The sequence below is a fragment of the Cryobacterium sp. TMN-39-2 genome (assembly GCF_004402745.1).
GTDB classification, from domain to species: Bacteria; Actinomycetota; Actinomycetes; order Actinomycetales; family Microbacteriaceae; genus Cryobacterium; species Cryobacterium zongtaii.
Genome location: NZ_SOFX01000028.1, coordinates 68623 through 89958, shown reverse-complemented (window position 1 = coordinate 89958; position 21336 = coordinate 68623). Strand labels below are relative to the sequence as shown.

General features: G+C 70.6%; 23 protein-coding genes. 14 read left to right on the top strand and 9 right to left on the bottom strand.

Annotation, left to right across the window (positions count from 1 at the left end; all coding sequences use genetic code 11):
* Positions 1-85: 85 nt before the first annotated feature.
* Genes E3O57_RS10710 through E3O57_RS10700 form a run of 3 tightly spaced genes read right to left on the bottom strand, consistent with a single transcriptional unit; the run spans position 86 to position 4052 of the window.
* Complete coding sequence (locus tag E3O57_RS10710) at positions 86-1720, bottom strand: cation acetate symporter (protein WP_240632380.1); 1635 nt, start codon at positions 1718-1720, stop codon at positions 86-88.
* Entirely contained in the window at positions 1717-2064 is a 348-nt protein-coding gene (locus E3O57_RS10705) for a DUF485 domain-containing protein (protein ID WP_088455355.1), read from the bottom strand. Before E3O57_RS10705 ends, E3O57_RS10710 begins: the two co-directional genes overlap by 4 nt.
* Positions 2061-4052 (bottom strand): AMP-binding protein, encoded by a 1992-nt coding sequence (locus tag E3O57_RS10700; RefSeq protein WP_103479674.1) that lies wholly within the window; start codon positions 4050-4052, stop codon positions 2061-2063. Before E3O57_RS10700 ends, E3O57_RS10705 begins: the two co-directional genes overlap by 4 nt.
* Positions 4053-4141: 89 nt before the next feature.
* Here E3O57_RS10700 and E3O57_RS10695 point away from each other — a divergent pair, with 89 nt between their 5' ends.
* From E3O57_RS10695 to E3O57_RS10675, 5 genes are all read left to right on the top strand, one after another.
* Positions 4142-4825, top strand: a complete 684-nt coding sequence (locus E3O57_RS10695) for a GntR family transcriptional regulator (protein WP_240632381.1) — start codon at positions 4142-4144, stop codon at positions 4823-4825.
* A 26-nt stretch (positions 4826-4851) separates the two neighbouring features.
* A complete protein-coding gene (locus E3O57_RS10690) occupies positions 4852-6387 on the top strand; it encodes an MmgE/PrpD family protein (protein WP_103479673.1) in 1536 nt (511 codons plus the stop codon).
* On the top strand, positions 6387-7295 hold the full coding sequence (gene prpB, locus E3O57_RS10685; RefSeq protein ID WP_088455358.1) for a methylisocitrate lyase: 909 nt from the start codon (positions 6387-6389) through the stop codon (positions 7293-7295). Before E3O57_RS10690 ends, prpB begins: the two co-directional genes overlap by 1 nt.
* A 69-nt stretch (positions 7296-7364) precedes the next feature.
* Entirely contained in the window at positions 7365-8555 is a 1191-nt protein-coding gene (locus E3O57_RS10680; protein ID WP_103479672.1) for a bifunctional 2-methylcitrate synthase/citrate synthase, read from the top strand.
* A gap of 29 nt (positions 8556-8584) precedes the next feature.
* Positions 8585-9430 carry an NAD-dependent epimerase/dehydratase family protein gene (locus E3O57_RS10675; protein WP_088455360.1) on the top strand — a complete coding sequence of 282 codons (846 nt, stop codon included), beginning with the start codon at positions 8585-8587 and terminating at the stop codon, positions 9428-9430.
* On the opposite strand, the gene E3O57_RS10670 is transcribed toward E3O57_RS10675, so the two are convergent.
* Positions 9363-9971, bottom strand: coding sequence for an MOSC domain-containing protein (locus E3O57_RS10670; RefSeq protein ID WP_240632382.1), 609 nt, complete (start codon positions 9969-9971; stop codon positions 9363-9365). The two genes, E3O57_RS10675 and E3O57_RS10670, sit on opposite strands and share 68 nt — an antisense overlap.
* A gap of 7 nt (positions 9972-9978) precedes the next feature.
* Positions 9979-10245, bottom strand: a complete 267-nt coding sequence (locus E3O57_RS10665) for a hypothetical protein (protein WP_103479671.1) — start codon at positions 10243-10245, stop codon at positions 9979-9981.
* An 88-nt stretch (positions 10246-10333) separates the two neighbouring features.
* Between E3O57_RS10665 and E3O57_RS10660 the strand changes: the two genes are divergently transcribed.
* The 4 genes from E3O57_RS10660 to E3O57_RS10645 are packed head-to-tail and all read left to right on the top strand — an operon-like array spanning position 10334 to position 12928.
* Positions 10334-10873 (top strand): phosphoribosyltransferase, encoded by a 540-nt coding sequence (locus E3O57_RS10660; protein WP_088455362.1) that lies wholly within the window; start codon positions 10334-10336, stop codon positions 10871-10873.
* A complete protein-coding gene (locus E3O57_RS10655) occupies positions 10870-11601 on the top strand; it encodes a Type 1 glutamine amidotransferase-like domain-containing protein (protein WP_103479670.1) in 732 nt (243 codons plus the stop codon). The genes E3O57_RS10660 and E3O57_RS10655 overlap by 4 nt, the downstream gene beginning before the upstream one ends.
* A 3-nt stretch (positions 11602-11604) precedes the next feature.
* Entirely contained in the window at positions 11605-12324 is a 720-nt protein-coding gene (locus E3O57_RS10650) for a uracil-DNA glycosylase (RefSeq protein ID WP_103479669.1), read from the top strand.
* A 25-nt stretch (positions 12325-12349) separates the two neighbouring features.
* Positions 12350-12928, top strand: a complete 579-nt coding sequence (locus tag E3O57_RS10645) for a GNAT family N-acetyltransferase (protein ID WP_088455365.1) — start codon at positions 12350-12352, stop codon at positions 12926-12928.
* Between the two features lie 14 nt (positions 12929-12942).
* Here the strand turns inward: E3O57_RS10645 and E3O57_RS10640 are convergent, their stop codons facing one another.
* Positions 12943-13767 (bottom strand): SDR family oxidoreductase, encoded by an 825-nt coding sequence (locus E3O57_RS10640; RefSeq protein ID WP_240632383.1) that lies wholly within the window; start codon positions 13765-13767, stop codon positions 12943-12945.
* A 55-nt stretch (positions 13768-13822) separates the two neighbouring features.
* Here E3O57_RS10640 and E3O57_RS10635 point away from each other — a divergent pair, with 55 nt between their 5' ends.
* The 5 genes from E3O57_RS10635 to E3O57_RS10620 all read left to right on the top strand — a co-directional run bounded on the left by E3O57_RS10635 (position 13823) and on the right by E3O57_RS10620 (position 18632).
* Positions 13823-15250 (top strand): amidase, encoded by a 1428-nt coding sequence (locus tag E3O57_RS10635; protein WP_103479668.1) that lies wholly within the window; start codon positions 13823-13825, stop codon positions 15248-15250.
* Positions 15251-15314: 64 nt separating this feature from the next.
* Positions 15315-15794 (top strand): Fur family transcriptional regulator, encoded by a 480-nt coding sequence (locus tag E3O57_RS10630; RefSeq protein WP_103479667.1) that lies wholly within the window; start codon positions 15315-15317, stop codon positions 15792-15794.
* A 38-nt stretch (positions 15795-15832) separates the two neighbouring features.
* A complete protein-coding gene (locus E3O57_RS10625) occupies positions 15833-17335 on the top strand; it encodes a catalase (RefSeq protein WP_103479666.1) in 1503 nt (500 codons plus the stop codon).
* Positions 17336-17455: 120 nt separating this feature from the next.
* A complete protein-coding gene (locus tag E3O57_RS18700) occupies positions 17456-17623 on the top strand; it encodes a hypothetical protein (protein WP_165787969.1) in 168 nt (55 codons plus the stop codon).
* Positions 17624-17693: 70 nt separating this feature from the next.
* Positions 17694-18632, top strand: coding sequence for a siderophore-interacting protein (locus E3O57_RS10620; RefSeq protein WP_103479665.1), 939 nt, complete (start codon positions 17694-17696; stop codon positions 18630-18632).
* Here the strand turns inward: E3O57_RS10620 and E3O57_RS10615 are convergent.
* From E3O57_RS10615 to E3O57_RS10605, 3 genes are read right to left on the bottom strand one after another with little or no spacing between them, the layout of a single operon-like run.
* Entirely contained in the window at positions 18592-19002 is a 411-nt protein-coding gene (locus E3O57_RS10615; RefSeq protein WP_103479664.1) for a Fe-S oxidoreductase, read from the bottom strand. The two genes, E3O57_RS10620 and E3O57_RS10615, sit on opposite strands and share 41 nt — an antisense overlap.
* Positions 19002-20483 (bottom strand): NAD(P)/FAD-dependent oxidoreductase, encoded by a 1482-nt coding sequence (locus tag E3O57_RS10610; RefSeq protein ID WP_241979933.1) that lies wholly within the window; start codon positions 20481-20483, stop codon positions 19002-19004. Before E3O57_RS10610 ends, E3O57_RS10615 begins: the two co-directional genes overlap by 1 nt.
* Before the next feature lie 48 nt (positions 20484-20531).
* Positions 20532-21323, bottom strand: coding sequence for a crotonase/enoyl-CoA hydratase family protein (locus tag E3O57_RS10605; protein ID WP_103460817.1), 792 nt, complete (start codon positions 21321-21323; stop codon positions 20532-20534).
* Between the last annotated feature and the right edge of the window lie 13 nt (positions 21324-21336).

Below are 21336 nucleotides of genomic sequence, written 5' to 3'. Positions count from 1 at the left end.
GACAATTGCGCCCGGCGTACCGGGCGCAATCGTCCGCATCGGCCACAGTCGCGGCCGCGGGGAGGGGAGCGGGAGGGGAGCGGGGCTAGTGCTCGCTCGCCTTCTCGGCGCCGAACCCGGTGAGGGAGCGCACCGCCATCTCTGCGGCCAGCTTGGGGTCCTCACGGCGGGTGCTGGTGACCGAGCCGAGCCAGCCGAGGAAGAAGCCCAGCGGGATCGAGATGATGCCCGGGTTGTTCAGCGGGTAGATCGCGAAGTCCACACCCTCACCGAACATCGAGGTGGGTGTGCCGGAGAACACCGGCGAGAACACGATCAGCAGAATCGCCGACCCCAACCCGCCGTACATGCTCCACAGGGCCCCGCGGGTGGTGAAACCGCGCCAGAACAGCGAGTACAGGATGGTGGGCAGGTTGGCGCTCGCCGCGACGGCGAAGGCCAGCGCCACCAGGAAGGCGATGTTCTGCCCCTGCACGCCGATGCCGCCGGCGATGGCGAGGATGCCGATCACCACGACGGTGCGCCGGGCGATCTTGACCTCGCCGTCCGGGTCACCCTTGCCCTTCTTGATCACGCTGGCGTAGATGTCGTGCGCGAACGAGGTGGCCGCGGTGATGGTGAGACCGGCGACCACGGCGAGGATGGTGGCGAACGCGATGGCCGAGATGAAGCCCAGCAGCAGCGGGCCGCCCAGCGCCAGCGACAGCAGCGGCGCCGCGGAGTTCACTCCGCCGGGCGAGGCGAGAATGGTGTCCGCACCCACCAGGGCCGCGGCGCCGAAGCCGAGCACCAGCGTGAACAGGTAGAACGCCCCGATCAGGAAGATCGCCCAGACCACCGAGCGTCGGGCCTCCTTGGCGCTGGGCACCGTGTAGAAGCGCATCAGCACGTGCGGCAGGCCCGCGGTGCCGAGCACCAGGGCGATGGCCAGGGAGATGAAGTCCAGCGGGTTGCCGCCGTACTGCAGGCCGGGCGCGAGGATCGACTCCGCCGGGGTGACCGAGGCGTTCGCGACGGCGGCATCGAGCAGGGTGGACAGGTTGAACCCGTTGATCACCAGCACCCACACCGTCATGGCGCCAGCGCCGATGATGAGCAGGAACGCCTTGACGATCTGCACCCAGGTGGTGCCCTTCATGCCGCCGATCAGCACGTACATGATCATCAGCCCGCCGACCACCGTCACCACAATGGATTGGCCGAGCTTGTCGTTGATGCCCAACAACAGCGAGACGAGCCCGCCGGCGCCGGCCATCTGCGCGAGCAGGTAGAAGAAGCACACCGCCAGGGTGGTGGTGGCCGCGGCGACGCGCACCGGCCGTTGGGCCAGCCGGAAGGAGAGCACATCCGCCATGGTGAACTTGCCGGTGTTGCGCATCAGCTCGGCCACCAGCAGCAGGGCCACCAGCCAGGCCACCAGGAAGCCGATCGAGTAGAGGAACCCGTCGTAGCCGTTCACGGCGATGGCGCCGACGATGCCGAGGAACGATGCCGCCGAGAGGTAGTCGCCGGCGATCGCGAAGCCGTTCTGGGGCCCGGTGAAGGAGCGACCGCCGGTGTAGTAATCGGCGGCGGTGCGGTTGTTGCGGCCGGCCCGGATCACGATCACCAGGGTGACGGCCACGAAGGCCAGGAAGATCGAGATGTTCAGGACCGGGTTGTTCTCCGTGGGCTCGACCGCTGCGGCGACAGCGGTCAGGCTCATTCCCAGGGCGCTCATGCGGCGACCTTCGCTTCGAGCTCGGCGCGGAGCTCTGCGCCCAGCGGGTCGAGCACCCGGTTGGAGAAGGCGACATACCAGATGGTGATGGCGAACGTCGTGACGAACTGGCCGAGGCCGAGCACCAGGCCCAGGTTGATGCTGCCGAAGACCGGCCGCGCCATCACATCGGGCAGGTAGGCCGCCACCAGCACGTACGCGAAGTACCAGACCAGGAAGAACACCGCCATCGGCACCACGAACCTCCGGCGCCGGCGTTGCAGGTTGACGAAGCGGTCGCTGGTCTCGAAGGCGACATAGTCGATCGAGTCCTCCGGCCTGGTGTCGTTCAGTGATTCCTTCATGGGGCTCCTTTGCTCCGGTGAGATGGGTGGATGTTAGTCGGTTGGTGGGGCCGGACAGCAAGGGCGAGCGCGTCGAGCACGGCGGGGTCTTCGATGGTGGGCGGGACCTTGTACGGCTCGCCGTCGACGATCTGGCGGATGGTCTTGCGCAGGATCTTGCCTGAGCGGGTCTTGGGCAGCCGGTCCAGGATTCTCACGTCGCGGAACGCCGCCACCGGGCCGATGTGCTCCCGCACCAGGTTGACCAGCTCGGCCGTGAGCAGATCGTGGTCGACCACCGCGCCGGCCTTGAGGGTGACGAAACCGGCCGCCCGCTGGCCCTTGAGCGCGTCGTGCACGCCGAGCACGGCGCACTCCGCAACGGCCGGATGCCGGGTGAGCACCTCCTCGAGGGACCCTGTGGAGAGCCGGTGGCCGGCGACGTTGATCACGTCGTCGGTACGGCCCATCACGTAGAGATAGCCGTCGGCGTCGAGGTGCCCGGAGTCCCCGGTGGCGTAGTAACCGGGGAAGGCGGTGAGGTAGGCGTCGACGAAGCGGTCGGCGCCGCCCCAGATGCCCAGCAGGGAGCCCGGCGGCAGCGGCAGCCGGATGACGATGTTGCCGTCCTTGCCCGGCTTGGTGATGGGTGCGCCCTTCGAATCGAGAATCGCGATGTCGTAGCCGGGCACCGGCACCGCGGTGGAGCCGGGTTTGGTGGGCAGCTCCTGGATTCCGCGCGGGTTGGCGCAGATGGCCCAGCCGGTCTCGGTCTGCCACCAGTGGTCGACGACCGGGCAGTGCAGGCCGTCGTTGACCCAGTGGAAGGTCTCCGGGTCGAGCCGTTCACCGGCCAGGAACAGCGCGGTGAGGCTGGACACGTCGTGGCGGGCCAGCTCGGCCAGGTCGGGGTCGACCCGGCGGATGGCCCGGATGGCCGTGGGCGCGGTGAACAACACGTTCACCCTGTAGTCCGCCACGACGCGCCAGAAGGCGCCGGCATCCGGGGTGCCGATGGGCTTGCCCTCGTAGATGATCGTGGTGGCGCCGGCCAGCAGCGGTGCGTAGACGATGTAGGAGTGGCCGACCACCCAGCCGACGTCCGACGCCGCCCAGAACACGTCGTCGGGCCCGATGTCGTAGATGCCCCGCATAGACCAGGTCAGCGCAACGGCGTGACCGCCGTTGTCGCGGATGATGCCCTTCGGGTTTCCGGTGGTGCCGGAGGTATAGAGGATGTAGAGCGGGTCGGTGCTTGCGACGGTGACCGGGTCGGCCGGGGTGGCGGCGGCCTCCGCGTCCGCCCAGTCCAGCCAACGCACGGCGGCATCGTCGGCGGGGTCCCCGGCGTAGTCGGCGGCAGATCCGTCGATCGTGGCACGGTCGCGCACGATGACGGTGTGCACCGAGCCGGCGCTGAGCTCGAGCGCCTTCTGCACCAAGGGGAGATACGGCACCGCCTTGCCGGGCTCCAGGCCGCCGGAGGCCGTGACGATCACCGCGGGCCGGGCATCGTCGATGCGCACGGCGAGCTCGCTGGCCGCGAAGCCGCCGAACACCACCGAATGCACGGCCCCGATCCGGGCGCAGGCGAGCATCGCCACGACGGCCTCGGGGATCATCGGCAGGTACACGATGACCCTGTCGCCCCGGCCCACGCCATTGGCCCGCAGCACCCCGGCGAACCTGGCGACCCGGTCGAGCAGGTCGCGGTAGCTCAGCCGGATGCGGGTGCCCGTCATCGCGGAGTCGTAGATCAGCGCCGTGTGATCGCCGCGGCCGGCCAGGACGTGCCGGTCGAGGGCGTTGTAGCTGGTGTTGAGGGTGCCGTCCGCGAACCAGGAGTAGTCAGTGGGGGAGCGCTCTGTCAGCGCCGTGGTCGGCGCGCTGACCCAATCGACGAGCCCGGCGGCCTGCAGCCAGAAGTCATCGCGCTCGTCGATGCTCCGCCGCCAGACATCGCGGTAGCCCTGGGGGGTCGTGCGAGTGGTTCCAGTGTCTTCGATCATGGTGCGAACCTCTCCATTGAAGCTCTCATGTATACACAAGGTGCGGTTAGTCTTGCACACGCCGGGCAATAGGGGAATAGAATGCGCGTGTGTATACAGAGACCGTGAAATCCGCACCGGAGCGGGCGAGCGACCGGGCCTACAGGGTGTTGCGTGACGAGATCCTCGACGGAGTCCTGCCGGCCGGCACGGTGCTGCTCGAGGTGGAACAGGCCGCCAGGCTCGGCGTCTCCCGCACCCCGCTGCGCTCCGCCGTGGCGCGGCTCGTGGCCGCCGGTCTCGTCGCCGGCCGCAGCGGCCGGGGCTTCTCGGTCACCGAGATGTCGGTCGAGTCGATCAACGATCTCTACGAGCTGCGCGAGGCCCTCGAGGAGCGGGCCGCGACGCTGGCCGCGCGCCGCGATGACCGCACCGCGTTCGGGATGCTGCGCGACCGGTTCGTCGCCGCCCCGGCCCTGCTCGATGCGGGCGAAGACGGCATCCACGAGTACTACGCGCTGATCGACGAGTTCGACGCCGCCATCGACGCCGCCGTCGACAACTCCTTCCTGGTGGGCGCCCTGGTCACCGTGCGCACCCACCTGGCCCGCATCCGCCGGGTGGCCAGGGGAAACCCGGTGCGGCTGCGGGCCGCCGCGGCCGAACACCTGTTGATCCTCGACGCGATCATCCACGGCGACGCTGCGCTCGCCGCGCACGCCACCCACGTGCACCTGCATCTCAGCCTCGCGAGTGTGCTCGCGGTGCTCGAGGCCACCGAAACGACCTCCTGACCTCCCGATTCGAAAGGACCACCCTCGTGCAGACAACCTCCGTGCGCGTGCACCCCAGCGAGAACAGCCCCGCCAAGACCGACCAGCTGGCCTGGAAGATCGCCGCCTGCGCGGCAGACCCGGTCCCGGTCGACGACGATGTCACCGAGATGATCATCAACCGGGTGATCGACAACGCCGCCGTCGCCGCGGCCTCGCTGACCCGTGCCGCCGTCGCCGCCGCCCGGTCGCAGGCGCTGGCGCATCCCCGGTCGACCGGCGGCGACGGCGCCACGGTGTTCGGCCCGTCCGACACCGAGAGGGTCTCGCCGGAGTGGGCGGCCTGGGCCAACGGGGTGGCCGTGCGGGAACTGGACTACCACGACACCTTCCTCGCCGCCGAGTACTCGCACCCCGGCGACAACATCCCGCCGCTCATCGCCGTCGCCCAGCACCTGGCCGCCCGCCGCGGCCTCACCGGAGGCGACCTGGTGCGCGGCATCGCGACGGGCTACGAGGTGCAGATCGACCTGGCCCGCTCGATCAGCCTGCACAAGCACAAGATCGACCACGTCGCCCACCTGGGCCCGTCGGCCGCGGCCGGCCTCGGCACCCTGCTGGGCCTGGACCCCGACACGATCTTCCAGGCCGTCGGCCAGGCCCTGCACACCACCACGGCCACCCGGCAGTCCCGCAAGGGCGAAATCTCCTCCTGGAAGGCATACGCTCCCGCGTTCGCCGGCAAGATGGCCGTCGAGGCCGTCGACCGGGCCATGCGCGGCCAGACCAGCCCCACCCCGATCTACGAGGGTGAGGACGGCGTGATCGCCTGGCTGCTCGACGGACCGGATGCCGCTTACGACGTAGCCCTGCCGGCCGCGGGTGAGCCCAAACGGGCGATCCTGGACAGCTTCACCAAGGAGCACTCCGCGGAGTACCAGGCCCAGGCGCTCATCGACCTGGCCCGGAAGCTGCACCGCGAGCACCCCGAAATCCTGGTGCCCGGCGCGGTGGCGAGCATCGTCATCCACACCTCACACCACACCCACAACGTGATCGGCTCCGGAGCCAACGACCCACAGAAGTACGACCCGCTGGCCAGCCGGGAAACCCTGGACCACTCGGTGCCGTACATCTTCACCGTCGCGCTCCAGGACGGCTCCTGGCATCACGAGGACTCCTACCGGCCCGAGCGCGCCGGCCGGGCCGACACCGTGGCCCTGTGGAACACGGTCAGCACGAGCGAAGATGCCGAGTGGACCCGCCGGTACCACTCCAGCGACCCCGCCGAGAAGGCGTTCGGCGGCCGTGTCGAGATCCTGCTGGCCGACGGCAGCCGTCTGGTCGACGAGCTGGCCGTCGCGGATGCGCATCCGCTCGGCGCCCGCCCGTTCGTGCGCGCCGACTACGTCGCCAAGTTCCGGCTGCTCGCCGCGAACGCCCTGGAGCCGGCCGAGATCGAGCGGTTCCTGGACCTCGCCCAGCGGCTGCCGGAGCTGACCGCTGCCGAACTCGGCGGCCTCACCCTGGTGGCCCGCCCCGGCCTCCTCGAACCGCTGCCCAGCCTGAACGGAATCTTCTGATGCTCTACTCCGGACTCACCCCCGCCGCCAAGCGCGCGCAACTCCGCGCCGACCTCGCCGGCGGCGAGCTGCTGCGTTTCCCCGGCGCGTTCAACCCGCTCAGCGCCAAACTGATCCAGGCCAAGGGATTCGAGGGCGTCTACATCTCCGGTGCCGTGCTCGCCGCCGACCTCGGTCTGCCCGACATCGGTTTGACCACTCTCACCGAGGTCGCCGGCCGCAGTCAGCAGATCTCCCGGATGACCGACCTGCCCACCCTCGTCGACGCCGACACCGGCTTCGGCGAGCCGATGAATGTGGCCCGCACCGTGCAGACCCTCGAGGATGCCGGCGTGGCCGGCCTGCACATCGAGGACCAGGTCAACCCCAAACGCTGCGGGCACCTGGACGGCAAGCAGGTCGTCGACACCGACACGGCCCTCAAGCGCATCCGCGCGGCCGTCGACGCCCGGCGGGATGCGAACCTGCTCGTGATGGCGCGCACCGACATCCGCGCCGTCGACGGGCTGGCCGCAGCGATCGACCGGGCCAAGGCGCTGGTGGATGCCGGCGCCGACGCGATCTTCCCCGAGGCCATGGGCACCCTGGCCGAATTCGAAGCCATCCGGGCGGCGGTGGACGTGCCGATCCTGGCCAATATGACCGAGTTCGGCAAGAGCGAACTCTTCAGGGTCGACCAGCTCGCCGACGTGGGCATCAACCTGGTGATCTTCCCGGTGTCGCTGCTGCGCCTGGCGATGGGCGCAGCCGTTGCGGGCCTGGACACCATCCTCGCCGAGGGCTCGTTGACCAGCCGGCTGCCGGACATGCAAACCCGCGCCGAGCTCTACCGGCTGCTGGACTACGAGGCTTACAATCGCTTCGATTCGGGGATTTTCAACTTCACTCTGAGCGGTCACGACGGCTAGCCCAGCACCACAACGGCACCACGAAGCAGTACCAGCACGGCCAAGTACCTCAGGACGCAAAGGAGCGAAATGACTATCAACCAGCCCACCCACACGGCCCCGGTGCAACAGCCGGTCGTGCCGGAGATCCACCGCGGCCTGGCCGGGGTTGTGGCCGATACGACGGCGGTGTCCAGGGTCAACCCCGACTCCAACTCGCTGCTCTACCGCGGCTACCCGGTGCAGGAACTGGCCGCGCAGAAGAGCTTCGAAGAGGTCGCCTACCTGCTCTGGCACGGCGAGCTGCCGGACGATGTGCAACTGGCCGCATTCGAGGTCGCCGAGCGGTCACTCCGGCGCCTGGATCACTCGGTGCGCCGGGTGATCGACGAGATCCCCACCTCCGCCGATCCGATGGACGTGGTGCGCACCGCCGTGAGCGTGATCGGCGCCAACGACCTGAGCACCCCGGACTCGTCGGTGGAGGCCAACCTGGCCAAGTCGTTGCGCCTGTTCGCGCAGCTGCCGGCGATCGTCTCGTACGATCAGCGCCGCCGGCACGGCCTCGACCTCGTCGAACCCCGCGACGACCTCGGTTATTCGGCGAACTTCCTCTACATGACCTTCGGCGAGGTGCAGGAGGTCGAGGTCGTCGAAGCCTTCGACGTGTCGATGATCATGTACGCCGAGCACTCCTTCAACGCGTCCACGTTCACGGCCCGGGTGATCACCTCCACCCTCTCCGACCTCTACTCCGCCGTGACCGGGGCGATTGGGGCGCTCAAGGGCCCGTTGCACGGCGGCGCGAACGAGGCCGTGATGCACATCTTCAGCGAGATCGGCCTGGGCGACGGGTCGGCGGAGCGCGCCGAACTCTGGCTGGAGGACACCCTCGCGCATAAGCGCAAGGTGATGGGCTTCGGCCACCGGGTGTACAAACACGGCGACTCCAGGGTGCCCACCATGCACGCGGCGCTGCTCACCCTGATCGACCACTTCGACCGGCCCGACCTGCTCGACCTCTACGAATCGCTCGCCGACGGCATGAAGACCCGCACCGGCATCCTGCCCAACCTGGACTACCCGGCCGGCCCGGCGTACCACCTGATGGGTTTCGACACCGCCAGCTTCACGCCGATCTTCGTCGCCGCCCGGGTGACCGGCTGGACCGCGCACATCATGGAGCAACTGGCCGCGAACGCGCTGATCCGGCCGCTGTCGGTCTACAACGGCACGCCGGAACGCCACGTTCCGCCGGCGGCCGACGGCGACGTGCTCTGACGCCGCGCGAGCCGCTCCATACTGGAGTCATGACTGTACTGATAGCCGGATGCGGCGACCTCGGCACCGAGGTGGGCCTCCGCCTGGTCGCCCTCGGCCAACGAGTGGTGGGAGTGCGCCGCCAGGCCGGGGTGCTCCCGGTCGCCCTCAACGGGCAGTCCGTCGACCTGAGCCGCGAGCGGCCCGAGGTGCCGGCGGACACCGAGATCGTGATCGTGACCGTCGCCGCGGGCAACCCAGACCCCGCGGTGTACCGGGCCGCGTATGTGACCGGCCTGGCCAACCTCCTCGACGCCCTCGACGCGACCGGGGTCACCCCGCGCCGGTTCCTGCTGGTGTCCTCCACCGCGGTGTACGACGTGAACGACGGCAGCACTGTCGACGAGGAGACCCCGGCGGCCCCGGGACCGGGCACCGACTCGATCCTGCTCGAGGCCGAGCAGCTGCTGCGCAGCCGGATCCCGGCCGCCGTCGTGCTGCGCCTGGGCGGCATTTACGGCCCCGGCCGGGAGCGCCTGATCAGGCAGGTCCGCGAGGGGCGGGCGACGATTGCCGCGCGCGGCCGTCTCAGTAACCGGATCCACCGCGACGACGCCGCGGCCATGATCGTGCACCTGGTCTGTCGGGACACGGCGCCCGACCCGCTCTACCTCGGCGTCGACTCGACGCCGGTGCCCGCCACCGAGGTGCTGGATTTCCTCGCCGACGAACTCGGCCTGCCCCACCCGGAGATCGTCGAGACCGGCGGCCGCCGCGGCGGCGACAAACGCGTGAGCAACCGTCGAATCCTCGAGACCGGGTTCAGCTTCACCTATCCGAGCTACCGGGAGGGTTACCGGGCCGTGCTGGCCGGCCAGGCGGTTCGGCACCCGTAAGCCCCACACCGGTCAGGGGGCTGCTGCAGCGCAGCCGGGCGGGCCCGAGCCGCAGCATCCCGTCGGTCAGCGGTTCGCAGCGCATGCCGCCGCGGCCCCGCAGGGCCCGGTGCGCGCCGGGAGCCAGCACCACGTCCATCCAGGCGCACGGGTTCGCCGGCCGGTTGACCAGGAACTCGACCGGGCCGTCGCCGGTGTCGAGCGAGAACGTGGCGCCGCGCAGAGAGTCGATATCCACCCCGCGCAGCAGGACGTTGCGCCGGGTGGCGGCCGGGTCCAGAGTGCGCGGCAGGCCGAGGTCATCCGCCACCTGCGCCAGAACGTCGGCGTTCATCACGGTGACCGACGCGTGTACGTGCGCCGGTTTGGCGAAGTGCCGGTCGCCCACGATGCCCAGGCCCGCCCGCAGGCGGACGCTGGGGTGGCTCTCCGCGCCGACCATCGGCAGCGGCCCGTCGGCCGGGCGCCCCTCGTAGCGGTGCACGGGGGAGGCCAGGAGCAGCACGATCTCCACCTCGGCGCTGTGCGGCAGAAGGCTCACAAGACGGTTACGGCGCCATCCCGGACTCGACCGGCACGAATTCCACGTTGTTGGTGGGGTGCACGGTCTTCGCCGGCGCGCGGGAAAAGCCCTTGGCATCCAGGCGGTTCTCGGCGCGGAAGGTAGCCAGCGCCGCGTCGTACAGGTCGTTCAGCCGAGCGCCGGTGTACTCGCCGGTCGTGCCGTCGGTGAAGAGAATCGCGATGGGGGTCTTGCTGGGGAAGTGGCGGTTCATGCGGATGAAACCGTGGGCGTCCTGGTGCAGTGTGATCATGGGTCAATTCTCCTGTAACCGGGGCGTCGCCGCGGAACCGGGCCCTTCGGCCGCGCACTGCGGCCGCCCGAGGTTCTACCATTGACAAATGCAACCCGACCAGCAGCAAACCGCGCCCCCCGCCACCATCGACCCGCCGCGCGAGGTGCTGGAGTGGACCGACTTCGCCGACGCCTCCAGGTCGCTGGCCTCGACGGTGCTGGCCAGCGGCTTCCAGCCCGATGTCGTGATCGCCATCGCCCGCGGCGGACTGCTGCTCGCCGGAGCCATCTCCTACGCCCTCGGCACCAAGAACTGCGGCTCCATCAACGTCGAGTTCTACAGCGGCATCGACGAGCGCCTGCCCGAGCCCGTGCTGTCCGGCCCGATGCTCGACGCCCCGGCCCTCGCGGGCCTGCGGGTGCTGCTGGTCGACGACGTCTCCGACTCCGGCCACACCCTCGCCCTCGTGGTCGGCATCCTCAAGGAATCGGCCGGTGAGGTGCGCTCCGCCACCCTGTACACCAAGCCGCGCACCGTGCACGTGCCCGACTTCACCTGGCGCGAGACCGACGGCTGGATCGTCTTCCCCTGGTCGTCGCTCCCGCCCGTCACGGCCACCCCGCTCACCTCGGTGGTCGACGCATGAGCATCCACCTCGTCGGCGGCGGCTGGGCCCCCGAAAACGACACCGAGAACGACGCGGCGGTCTTCGGGCCGTTCCTGGCCGAGGCCGCCCTGCGGGCCACCGCCGCCGGCCGCACCGACCCGCGGATCGCGATCGTCGTGGTGCGGAACGGCGACGGCGACGACCACGCCGCCAAACTTGTCGCCGCGCTCGAAGCAGCCGGCCCGCTTGACCCCGTCATCACGTCGCTGGCCCTCGATGGCCTGGCGACCCTGCTGGCGGTGGCGGATGCCGACGGCATCGTCATCGGCGGCGGCCTCACCCCCGCCTATCTCACGGCCGTCGCGCCCATCGCCGGTGAGATCCGCCGCCAGGTGGCCGCCGGCATCCCGTACCTGGGCTACTCCGCCGGCGCGATGATCGCGGCCGAGCGAGCCCTGCTCGGCGGCTGGCGCATCGGCGGCGTGCCGGTGAGCCCGCAGGAGGCCTCGGAAGACCTCGACGAGATCACCATCGAGAACGGCATCGGCCTGCTCGACGTGACCGTCGACGTGCACGTCGCCCAGTGGGGCACCCTGAGCCGCATGGTCGCCGCCACCGAGGCCGGACTCATCCGCGGCGGCCTCGCCGTGGACGAGGGCACCGTGCTGATCGTGGGCCAGGGCACCCTCGGCGTGGCCGGCGCCGGCAGTGTCTGGACCGTCAGCGAATCCGAGGGCGGGGTGCTGGTGAGTACCTTCGGCGCCTAGCGGATGGCAGAACCCGCGCTGATCGCGGCGCCGATCGAACCCGGTTGGGCGCGCGCCTTCGGCGTCCCCGGCGCGGGGGATGCGCCGGTCGACGTGAACACCGTGGACCCGTTCGCGGCCCCGCTCGCCTTCGCGCGGGCCGACGCCGCGGCCGGCGAACGGGTGCTGCCCGCGCCGGAGCACATCCTGCGGGCCTTCCGGCAGCCGTTCGCCGACGTGCGAGTACTCATCGTGGGCCAGGACCCGTACCCGACCCCAGGGCATCCGGTGGGCCTGGCCTTCTCGGTGGCCGCTGAGGTGCGCCCGGTGCCGCGGAGCCTAGGCAACATCTTCACCGAGCTGCACGACGACCTCGCTCTGCCGACCCCGGCCACCGGCGACCTCACCCCCTGGACCCGGCACGGCGTGCTGCTGCTCAACCGGGTGCTCACGGTGCGGGCCGGCGCCGCGGGCTCGCACCGGCGACACGGCTGGGAGGCCGTGACCGAGCAGGCCATCCGGGCGCTGGCCGCCCGCGGCACGCCGCTGGTCGCCATCCTCTGGGGCAAGGACGCCGAAAACCTCGCCCCGCTACTGGGAGACACCCCCACCATCGTCTCCGCGCATCCGAGCCCGCTGTCGGCCCGACGTGGATTCACCGGATCGCGCCCGTTCAGCCGGGCGAACGCGCTGCTGGCCGCGCAGGGCGCCGCGCCCATCGACTGGTCGCTGACGGTAGCCTGAACAGCATGTGGAGAGGACCCGTCCGGTGTTAGAAGAGGAATACCAGCCCCGTCGGCGGCTGCCGCGTCACCTGTCTCCGGCGCCGGCGCCCGAGGCGCCGTTCGAGTACGCGCTGCGCGACGCGGTGGAGACCGACCTGCCCCATATTCAGGAGATCTACAACTATTACGTCGCGAACAGCACCGTCACCTTCGACGAGGATGCGATGACGCTTGCCGAATGGCGCGACAAGTTCCACTACCTGGCCAAGCTCGGCATGCCGTTCATCGTCGCCGAGTCCCCTGCCGGCCAGCTGCTCGGCTACGCCCTGGTGAGCCCGTGGAAGCAGAAGAAGGCTTACAGGTTCACCGTCGAGAACTCCATCTACCTCGGTGCCGCCTCCACCGGCAAGGGGCTGGGCCGGGTTCTGCTGGCCGAACTCATCGAGCGGTCCAGGGCCGCCGGCCTCAAGGAGATCATCGCCGTGATCGCCGACCAGGGCGCCGACGCCTCGATCAAGCTGCACCAGGACTTCGGTTTCGAGGAGATCGGCCGGATGGGCAAGGTCGGCTTCAAGTTCGAGCGTTGGCTGGGCACCGTGCTGCTTCAGAAGAGCCTGAAGTAGCGGCAGCCGGCAACTCAGCGGCGCGACAACCGCCCGGTCACCGTCACCACGGCGCGCCGGGGTGCTGTTCCGGCCAGCCAGGCGACGACCCGGTTCTGGCCGCCGACGACGGTGTGCGGGGGAGTCGTGGCCGCGTCGAGAGCGGCGAAGGCCGTGTGCATCACCTCGTCGACGCTCATCAGACGCCGCGGCCCGTCCGGTGACCGCCGGGCGACGGCGTAGAACTCGGTCTCGGTGGGGCCGGGGCACACCGCGGTGACCTTGAGGCCGGTGGCCCGCGTCTCGTACCAGAGCGCCTCGGTGAGGCTGAGCACGTAGGCCTTGGCGGCGGCGTACACGGCCAGCCGCGGCACCGGCTGGAACGCTGCGGTGCTGGCCAGGTTCACCAGTGCGGCCCCGTGCGGATGGGCGAGGGCCGCGGCCTGAAGACCGGGCAGCAGGGCGTGGGTGAGATCCGTCAGCGCCGCCACGTTCACGGCGACCTGGTCGTGCACCCGGCCGGCCGGCGCATCCACCAGGGCGCCGAAATGGCCGAAGCCGGCGTTGTTGACCAGGGTGGCCACCCGGATGTCGCGTTCGGTCAGGTCCCGCACCAGCTCGGGTACGGCGCCGGGTTCGGCGAGGTCGAGCGGAATCACCGTCGACACGGTGCCGTATTTCTCGGCCAGGTCCACCGCGAGGGCCTCCAGGCGGTCGAGCCGCCGGGCGGTGAGCACCAGGTCGGCGCCGCGGCGGGCGAGCTCGTGCGCGAAGCCCACCCCCAGCCCGCTGGACGCGCCGGTGACCAGGGCGGTCGTGCCCATCGGGTTGTACAGCGCGGCAGTCTTGGTGCGGGTCATCCTCCGAGGCTACCCTCGCCGGGGTTTCCGGCGCCAGCATGGCTAGGCTCGGGGGATGGCCGACCTCTTCGAACTGACCGCCCTCGACCAGTGGCGGTCGCTGCAGCGGGGCGAGATCAGCCCCACCGACCTCACCGAGCACTACCTGGCCCGCATCGAGCGGCTGAACCCCGGGCTCGGCGCTTTTGTCACCGTGACCGCCGAGGCCGCCCTGGCCAGGGCCCGGTTCGTGGAGAACGAGGTTCCCCGCACCGCACCGCTATGGGGCCTGCCCTTCGGCGACAAAGATCTGCAGCTGCGCGCCGGCGTGCCCGCGCGCCTGGGCTCCCGGCTGATGCGGGACAACGTGCCCGAAACCAGCGACCTGCTCGTGCAGGCCCTCGACACCGCCGGCGGAATCAGCCTGGGCAAGACCAATACACCCGAGTTCGGTCTGCCCTCCTACACCGAGAGCCTGGCCGCCCCGCCGGCCCGCAATCCCTGGAACCCCGCTTTCGGCGCCGGCGGCTCCAGCGGCGGCGCCGCGGTGGCCGTGGCCGCCCGGATGCTGCCGTTCGCACCCGGGAGTGACGGCGGCGGCTCGGTGCGGATCCCCGCCGCCGCCTGCGGCCTCGTCGGCCTGAAGCCGTCCCGGGGCCGAATTCCGGCGGCGAGCGGCCTCGACGTGCCCGGCGGACTGCCGGTGGCCGGCCCGCTGGCCCGCACCGTGGCGGATGCGGCCCTGCTGCTGGACGCCATGATCGCGCCGGGCGGCGGCCGGCCGGAGCATCCGTTCTCGGTGCGGGCGCCCGGGGGAGACGAGCAGCTGCTCGGCGCCGCCATCCGCGGTGAGGGCCGGTACCAGCTGGGCGTGATGACCACCTCGGCCTGGGACGACGCCTACGAGATCAGCCTGGCTCCGGAGGCCCTGGCCGCGCTCACCTCGGCCGTGGACGGCTTCGCGGCGATGGGGCACGGCATCGAACAAACCGCCCTCACGGCAGACCCGAGCTACGCGCCGGCCTTCCGGGCGCTGTGGCAGCTCAGCGCGGCCCGGATCCCCGCCGAAACCCCGGAGCAGGAGGCCCTGCTCGAACCCCTCACCCGGTGGCTGATGCACCGCGGCCGTTCGCTGACCGGCAGCGCCGTGGCCGAGGCGCTGAGCACCCTGGCCGCCTACGAGCGCTCGTTCATCCGTCAGCTGGCCCGCTTCGACGCCGTGCTCACGCCCGCGCTGGCGCTGACCCCGCGACCTGTGGGCTGGTACGACGCCACGGATGGCGAACGCAACTTCGCCCAGCAGGTGCAGTACACGCCGTTCACCTCGATGGTGAATGTCTGCGGCCTGCCGGCCATCACCCTGCCCGTCGCGCAGACCGCCGACGGGCTGCCGATGGGTGTTCAACTGATCGGCCGGCCGGGCGGCGAGGCCACCCTGCTGGCGCTCGGGGCGCAACTGGAGCGCAGGCTCCGCTGGCAGGACCGGGTGCCGGCCGGCCTGTGACCGGCGTGTCTTGTTTTGAGTGATTCAAAACAACTGCTAGCGTGAGGGCATGCACAGACACGGAATGGACGACCAGGCGATACCAGCCGCCCTCGACCACGCCGCCGACCATGCCGCCGAGATTCGCGCTGCGGGACTGAAGGTCACCGCACCCCGGCTGGCCGTGCTTGGCGGGCTCGCCGCGTCTCCGCACGCCACCGCCGACCAGCTCTTCGAGGCCGTCAGCCGGCAACTGCCCGGCACCTCCCTGCAGGCGGTCTACGGTGTGCTCGGCGCCTTCAACACCGCCGGTCTGGTGCGCCGCATCGAACCGGCCGGCTCCGCCGCGCTGTTCGAGCGCCGGGTGGGCGACAACCACCACCACATCGTCTGCACGAACTGCCACAGCGTTCGCGACGTGGAGTGCGTGACCGGCGAAGCTCCCTGCCTGACCCCGTCTGACACCGCCGGCTTCGTCGTGCAGACCGCCGAGGTCACCTTCTGGGGTCTCTGCCCGGACTGCCAGACCGGCACGACGCTCCCCTCGACATCCACCGACTTCTAAACGACGCGAACGACCAGCACATGACACGAAGGAGCACCATGACAACACTGCCCCCCACCACCACCCAGACCGGAACCCCGGTTCCCAGCGACGAGCACTCCCTCACCGCCGGCGCCGACGGCGTCACCGCCCTGCACGACCGCTACCTGGTCGAGAAGCTCGCGCAGTTCAACCGCGAGCGCATCCCGGAGCGCATCGTGCACGCCAAGGGCGGCGGAGCGCACGGCGTTTTCGAAGTCACCGGTGACGTGTCCGCATACACCCGCGCGGCGCTGTTCCAGCCCGGCGCGCGCACCGACACCCTGCAGCGCTTCTCCAGCGTCGCCGGCGAGCAGGGCAGCCCGGACACCTGGCGCGACGTGCGCGGCTTCTCGGTGAAGTTCTACACCCAGGAGGGCAACTACGACATCGTCGGAAACAACACCCCGGTGTTCTTCATCCGCGACGGCATCAAGTTCCCCGACTTCATCCACTCGCAGAAGCGCCTGCCCGGCTCCGGCCTCCGCGACGCCGACATGCAGTGGGACTTCTGGACCCTCTCGCCCGAGTCCGCCCACCAGGTGACCTACCTGATGGGCGACCGCGGCCTGCCGCGGTCCTGGCGCACCATGCCCGGCTTCGGCTCGCACACCTACCAGTGGATCAACGCCGCCGGTGAGCGCTTCTGGGTGAAGTACCACTTCACCTCCAACCAGGGCAACATCGAGATGGAAGGCGCAGAAGCCGAGCTCATCGCCGGCGCCGACGCCGATTACTACCGGCGCGACCTCTACGAAGCCATCGACGCCGGCGACTTCCCGTCCTGGGACGTGCACGTGCAGGTCATGCCCTACGAAGAGGGCAAGACCTACAGGTTCAACCCGTTCGACCTCACCAAGGTCTGGCCGCACGCGGACTTCCCGCTCATCAAGGTGGGCACGCACACCCTCAACCGCAACCCGGGCAACTTCTTCGCCGAGATCGAACAGGCCGCGTTCTCGCCGGCCAACTTCGTGCCCGGCATCGCCGCCAGCCCCGACAAGATGCTGATGGCTCGTATCTTCTCCTACCCGGATGCCCAGCGCTACCGCGTGGGCACCAACTACAACCAGCTGCCGGTGAACGCGCCCCAGGCCCCGGTGCACAACTACTCGCAGGATGGCGCCGCCCGGTACCACTTCAACGACGCCAGCGCCCCGGTCTACGCGCCCAACTCGCTCGGCGGCCCCGTCGCCGATCCGGCCCTCGCGGGCGACGGCAGCTGGGAGTTCGACGGTGCGCTGGTGCGCAGCGCCGCCACCCTCCGCTCCGAGGACGACGACTTCGGCCAGGCCGGCACCCTCTACCGCGACGTCTTCGACGACGCGGCCAAGGCCCGGTTCCTGGAGACCATCACCGGTGCCGTCGGTGGCGTCACCCGCCCCGAGGTCAAGGAACGCGCCATCCAGTACTGGACGAACGTGGACACCACCCTCGGCGCGAGCCTCAGGCTGAACCTGGCCACCGACGCTGCGGCCGGCTCGGCCAACGTGGCCGCTGAGCCCGTCGGCGTCGGCGAGTAACACCCGCACCACCTCACTCGCGCGGCCGGCCCAGCCGGCCGGCCGCGCGATCACACACCACCACCAGCACGCGTCCAATGAAGCTCTGCGTCGAAACCAGCCCCACCCGACAGGAGCATCATGAATTCCTACATCAGCATCGCCGGCCCCCGCACCGATCGTTCAGCCGAGCCGGCCGGCTACGTGAGCAGCGGACAGCCCGCCGCGATCCCCACCGGCTACGTCAGCCCGGCCACGCGGCGCGGCGCGGGCAGCTACGTCGCCAGCGAGTGGGTCACCGCCGCGTAACGACCCACCTCGGAACCGTTCACCGGAAATCGCTAGGTGAAACATAGGTAAGGCATGCCATACTTAGGCCATGCTTACCTCGACAGTCGCTCCCGCGCCGGCCGCCGCACGCGTGCGGGCACCGCGCCCCAGCTACCGCCCGTTCGCCGTCTCGGTGGCCCGCGTGCAACGTCTGTCGACAAATTTCACCCGGGTGACCTTCACCGGCCCCGACCTGCACGAATTCGGCACCGCCGGCCTCGATCAGCGCATCAAGCTCGTCCTCCCGCTGCCCGGCGTCGGGGTCTCGTCCTTCCCGCAGAGCGACTCCTGGTACGAGACCTGGCGCGACCTGCCCGCGGAGCGCCGGAACCCCCTGCGCACCTACACCGTGCGGCACGCCCGCCCCGAGCACCGCGAGGTGGACATCGACTTCGTCACCCACGGCGACGCCGGCCCCGCATCGCGCTGGGTGCGCGCCGCGATCGTCGGCGACGAGGTCGCCATCGTGGGACCTGTCGCCGACGGCGACAACCCGATCGTGGGCATCGAGTGGGCCCCGGGCAACGCCAACACCGTGCTCATCGCCGGCGACGAGACCGCCGCTCCGGCGATCTGCGCCATCCTCTCGGCCCTGCCGCGCACCGCTCGGGGCTGCGCCTACATCGAGGTGCCCGAAGACGGCGACGCGCACGAGACCAACGCTCCCGACGGGGTCACCGTGACCTGGCTGGCCCGCAACGGCGCCGCCCACGGTTCCGCGCTCGAATCCGCCGTTCGGGGCTGGACGGCCCGCTTCCTGACCGCACACCACAGCGGTACCGAGCTGCCCGACATCGACATCGACGAGAGCATCCTCTGGGAGGTGCCGGACGGATCGGCTCTCGACGGCGAGCTCTACGCCTGGCTGGCCGGTGAAGCCGGTGTGATCAAGCGGCTGCGCCGCTTCCTCGTCTCCGAGGTCGGCATCAACCGTCGCCAGGTGGCCTTCATGGGGTACTGGCGTGACGGGCGCGCGGAGCACGCGTAGCCGCACGCTTCTGGCGTAGGTAGCCGCCTTTCTCCAGGCCCGCCTCGATCTCGAACCGGTTCTTCAACGGGTCCCGCCCGGCGAGCAGATACAGCAGCGGAAAAAGCATGCCGTAACGCTGCCACTGCACCTTGTGCACGGCCTCGTGCTCGAGCACATCTGCCGTCACGTTCTGGTTGGTGAGGTAGACGGCGCCCACGCAGGAGCCGCCGCGGCCGAACGACCAGGCGGGCAGCCCGCGGAACACGAACAGGCCGTTCCGGTGTTCGACGCGGCCGGTGCTCCAGATCGCACCCCAGACCAGGCCGACCGCGGTGGCGTACAGATACCCGGCCCGGCTGAGCGGGGAATCGAGCAGAAGCCGTCGCATCAGAGGCTCCGGTCGCTGCTGGCCGGCGGCCGGCCGTAGGCCTCGAGCAGCCGCAGCCAGACCTCGCTGAGGGTGGGGTAACTGGGCACAGCGTGCCAAAGCCGGCTGATCGGTACCTCGCCGACCACGGCGATGGTGGCCGCGTGCAGCAGCTCGCCGACACCGGCGCCCACGAAGGTGACACCCAGCAGCACCTCGGTGTCGAGGTCGACGATGGCGCGGGCCTGCCCGCTGTAGCCGTCGGCCAGCACGCTGGCGCCGGCGACCCCGGCCAGGTCGTAGTCGAGCACCCGGATGCGGTAGCCGGCCTGCTCGGCCGCGGCGGCGGTCAGCCCGACCGAGGCCACCTCGGGGTCGGTGAAGGTGACTTGCGGCACGGCGGCGTGATCGGCCGTGGCCACGTGGGTGCCCCATGGGGCGTCGTCGACCACCGTGCCCCTGGCGCGGGCGACGATGACGTCGCCGGCCGCACGGGCCTGGTACTTGCCCTGGTGGGTGAGCAGCGCCCGGTGGTTCACGTCGCCGGTGGCGTAGAGCCAGTCGCCGGCCAGGGCGGCGGAGTCGCCGGTGACCAGCAGGGTGTCGTCCACGTCGACCCAGTCGCCCGGGGTGAGGCCCACGTTCTCGAGGCCGAGGTCCTGGCTGCGCGGCGCCCGGCCGGTGGCCACGAGCACCTCGTCGGCCGTGATGGTGCGGCCGTCGGCGAGCACCAGGGCCACCTGGCCGGTATCGATGCGGCGGGCGGCGGTGGGGCTGGCGCCGGTGAGCACCTGGACACCCGCGTCGGCGAGGGCGGCGGCCACCAGCTCGCCGGCGAACGGTTCCTGGTCCCGCAGCAGGGAGCTGCGCACGAGCAGGGTCACCTCGGCGCCAAGCGACCGGTACGCGGCGGCCATCTCCACGGCGACGACACCACCGCCGATGATGGCGAGATGGCCGGGCAGGTTCGTCACCGAGGTGGCGTCCCGGCTGGTCCATGGTGACACGTCGGAGAGGCCGTCGATGTCGGGCAACAAGGCGCTGGACCCGGTGCTGAGGACCACGGCGTGCCTGGCAGTGACGACCACCGGCCCATCCGTCGTCTGCACGGTGACCTCGCGCACGCCGCTGAGCCTGGCGTGGCCGCGCAGCAGGTCGATGCCCGCGGAGGCCAGCCAGTCGGCCTGGCTGTCGTCGTTCCAGTCGTGCGTGAAGGTGGTGCGGCGCCCCAGCACGGCAGCCACGTCGAGCTGCCCGGTGACCGCCTCGGCCGCGCCGGCCACCCGGCGGGCCGCGGCGAGGGCGGCGCCGCTGCGCAGCAGCACCTTGGAGGGCATGCAGGCCCAGTATGAGCACTCGCCGCCGACGAGTTCGGCCTCCACGATGAGGGTGCGGAGGCCCCCCTGCACGGTGCGGTCGGCCACGTTCTCGCCCACGGCGCCGGCACCGATCACGATGACGTCATAGCTACGGGTGGCGGGCATCGCTGCAGAGTCGGTCATCGTCGCAGCCTACCGACCGTTCCCGGGAGGAATCCAGAGTTCGCCAGACTAGCGTCCCTGGAACGCGGCGGGCTGGCGCGAGAGGAACGCCTCCATGCCGATGCGGGCATCCGTCGACCCGGCCAGGCGCGCCAGGGCGGGCTGCAGCTCGGCCTCGGCCGCTGCGGGTCCGTCACGGAGCGCCGTGCGGGCGCTGGCGAGGGTGGCCTGCACGGCCAGCGGCGCCTGCGCGGCGATGCGCTCGGCGAGCTCGATGGCACGGTGCAGCTCGCGACCGTTCGGCACGATCTCCTGCACCAGCCCCATCCGGTGCGCCTCCCTGACGTCGAACATGTCCCCGGTGAGCAGCCAGCGCATGGCATTGCCCCAGCCGGCGGCGCGCGGGAACCGGATCGTGGCGCCGCCGAACGGCAGAATGCCCCGGCTCACCTCGATCTGGCCGAACCGGGTGGACTCGGCGGCGACGACGATGTCGCTGGCCAGCATCAGCTCGATGCCCAGGGTGAGGCAGGTGCCCTGCACGGCGATCACCACGGGCTTGGTCAGCGCGGTGCCGTCGACCTGCCAGGGGTTGATGCCGCCCTCAGGCACGATGTCGATACCGTCGGGGCCGAGCCGCGGGCCCACATCGGCCAGGTCGAGCCCGGCGGTGAAGTGCTCGCCGAGAGCGTGCACCACACCCACGCGCAGCTCCGGGTCACGCTCCAGTTCCCCGTAGGCCAGCGCGAGCTGCTGCAACATGGCGAAGTCAGCCGCATTGCGCTTCTCGGGCCGATTCAGCCCGATCAGCAGCAGGTGCCCGCGCCGCTCGGTCACGACTCTCAAGTCCTCCGTGGTCATGGTTGATCTCCTT

Excerpts from the sequence above, each read along its gene's own strand:
- E3O57_RS10650 (WP_103479669.1), top strand. The coding sequence starts at position 11,605 with ATGGCAGAACCCGCGCTGATCGCGGCGCCGATCGAACCCGGTTGGGCG.
- E3O57_RS10665 (WP_103479671.1), bottom strand. The coding sequence starts at position 10,245 with ATGATCACACTGCACCAGGACGCCCACGGTTTCATCCGCATGAACCGC.
- E3O57_RS10655 (WP_103479670.1), top strand. The coding sequence starts at position 10,870 with ATGAGCATCCACCTCGTCGGCGGCGGCTGGGCCCCCGAAAACGACACC.
- E3O57_RS10615 (WP_103479664.1), bottom strand. The coding sequence starts at position 19,002 with ATGCGACGGCTTCTGCTCGATTCCCCGCTCAGCCGGGCCGGGTATCTG.
- E3O57_RS10635 (WP_103479668.1), top strand. The coding sequence starts at position 13,823 with ATGGCCGACCTCTTCGAACTGACCGCCCTCGACCAGTGGCGGTCGCTG.
- E3O57_RS10705 (WP_088455355.1), bottom strand. The coding sequence starts at position 2,064 with ATGAAGGAATCACTGAACGACACCAGGCCGGAGGACTCGATCGACTAT.
- E3O57_RS10620 (WP_103479665.1), top strand. The coding sequence starts at position 17,694 with ATGCTTACCTCGACAGTCGCTCCCGCGCCGGCCGCCGCACGCGTGCGG.
- E3O57_RS10680 (WP_103479672.1), top strand. The coding sequence starts at position 7,365 with ATGACTATCAACCAGCCCACCCACACGGCCCCGGTGCAACAGCCGGTC.
- E3O57_RS10630 (WP_103479667.1), top strand. The coding sequence starts at position 15,315 with ATGGACGACCAGGCGATACCAGCCGCCCTCGACCACGCCGCCGACCAT.
- prpB (WP_088455358.1), top strand. The coding sequence starts at position 6,387 with ATGCTCTACTCCGGACTCACCCCCGCCGCCAAGCGCGCGCAACTCCGC.
- E3O57_RS10700 (WP_103479674.1), bottom strand. The coding sequence starts at position 4,052 with ATGATCGAAGACACTGGAACCACTCGCACGACCCCCCAGGGCTACCGC.
- E3O57_RS10640 (WP_240632383.1), bottom strand. The coding sequence starts at position 13,767 with ATGACCCGCACCAAGACTGCCGCGCTGTACAACCCGATGGGCACGACC.
- E3O57_RS18700 (WP_165787969.1), top strand. The coding sequence starts at position 17,456 with ATGAATTCCTACATCAGCATCGCCGGCCCCCGCACCGATCGTTCAGCC.
- E3O57_RS10710 (WP_240632380.1), bottom strand. The coding sequence starts at position 1,720 with ATGAGCGCCCTGGGAATGAGCCTGACCGCTGTCGCCGCAGCGGTCGAG.
- E3O57_RS10605 (WP_103460817.1), bottom strand. The coding sequence starts at position 21,323 with ATGACCACGGAGGACTTGAGAGTCGTGACCGAGCGGCGCGGGCACCTG.
- E3O57_RS10625 (WP_103479666.1), top strand. The coding sequence starts at position 15,833 with ATGACAACACTGCCCCCCACCACCACCCAGACCGGAACCCCGGTTCCC.
- E3O57_RS10610 (WP_241979933.1), bottom strand. The coding sequence starts at position 20,483 with ATGACCGACTCTGCAGCGATGCCCGCCACCCGTAGCTATGACGTCATC.
- E3O57_RS10675 (WP_088455360.1), top strand. The coding sequence starts at position 8,585 with ATGACTGTACTGATAGCCGGATGCGGCGACCTCGGCACCGAGGTGGGC.
- E3O57_RS10660 (WP_088455362.1), top strand. The coding sequence starts at position 10,334 with ATGCAACCCGACCAGCAGCAAACCGCGCCCCCCGCCACCATCGACCCG.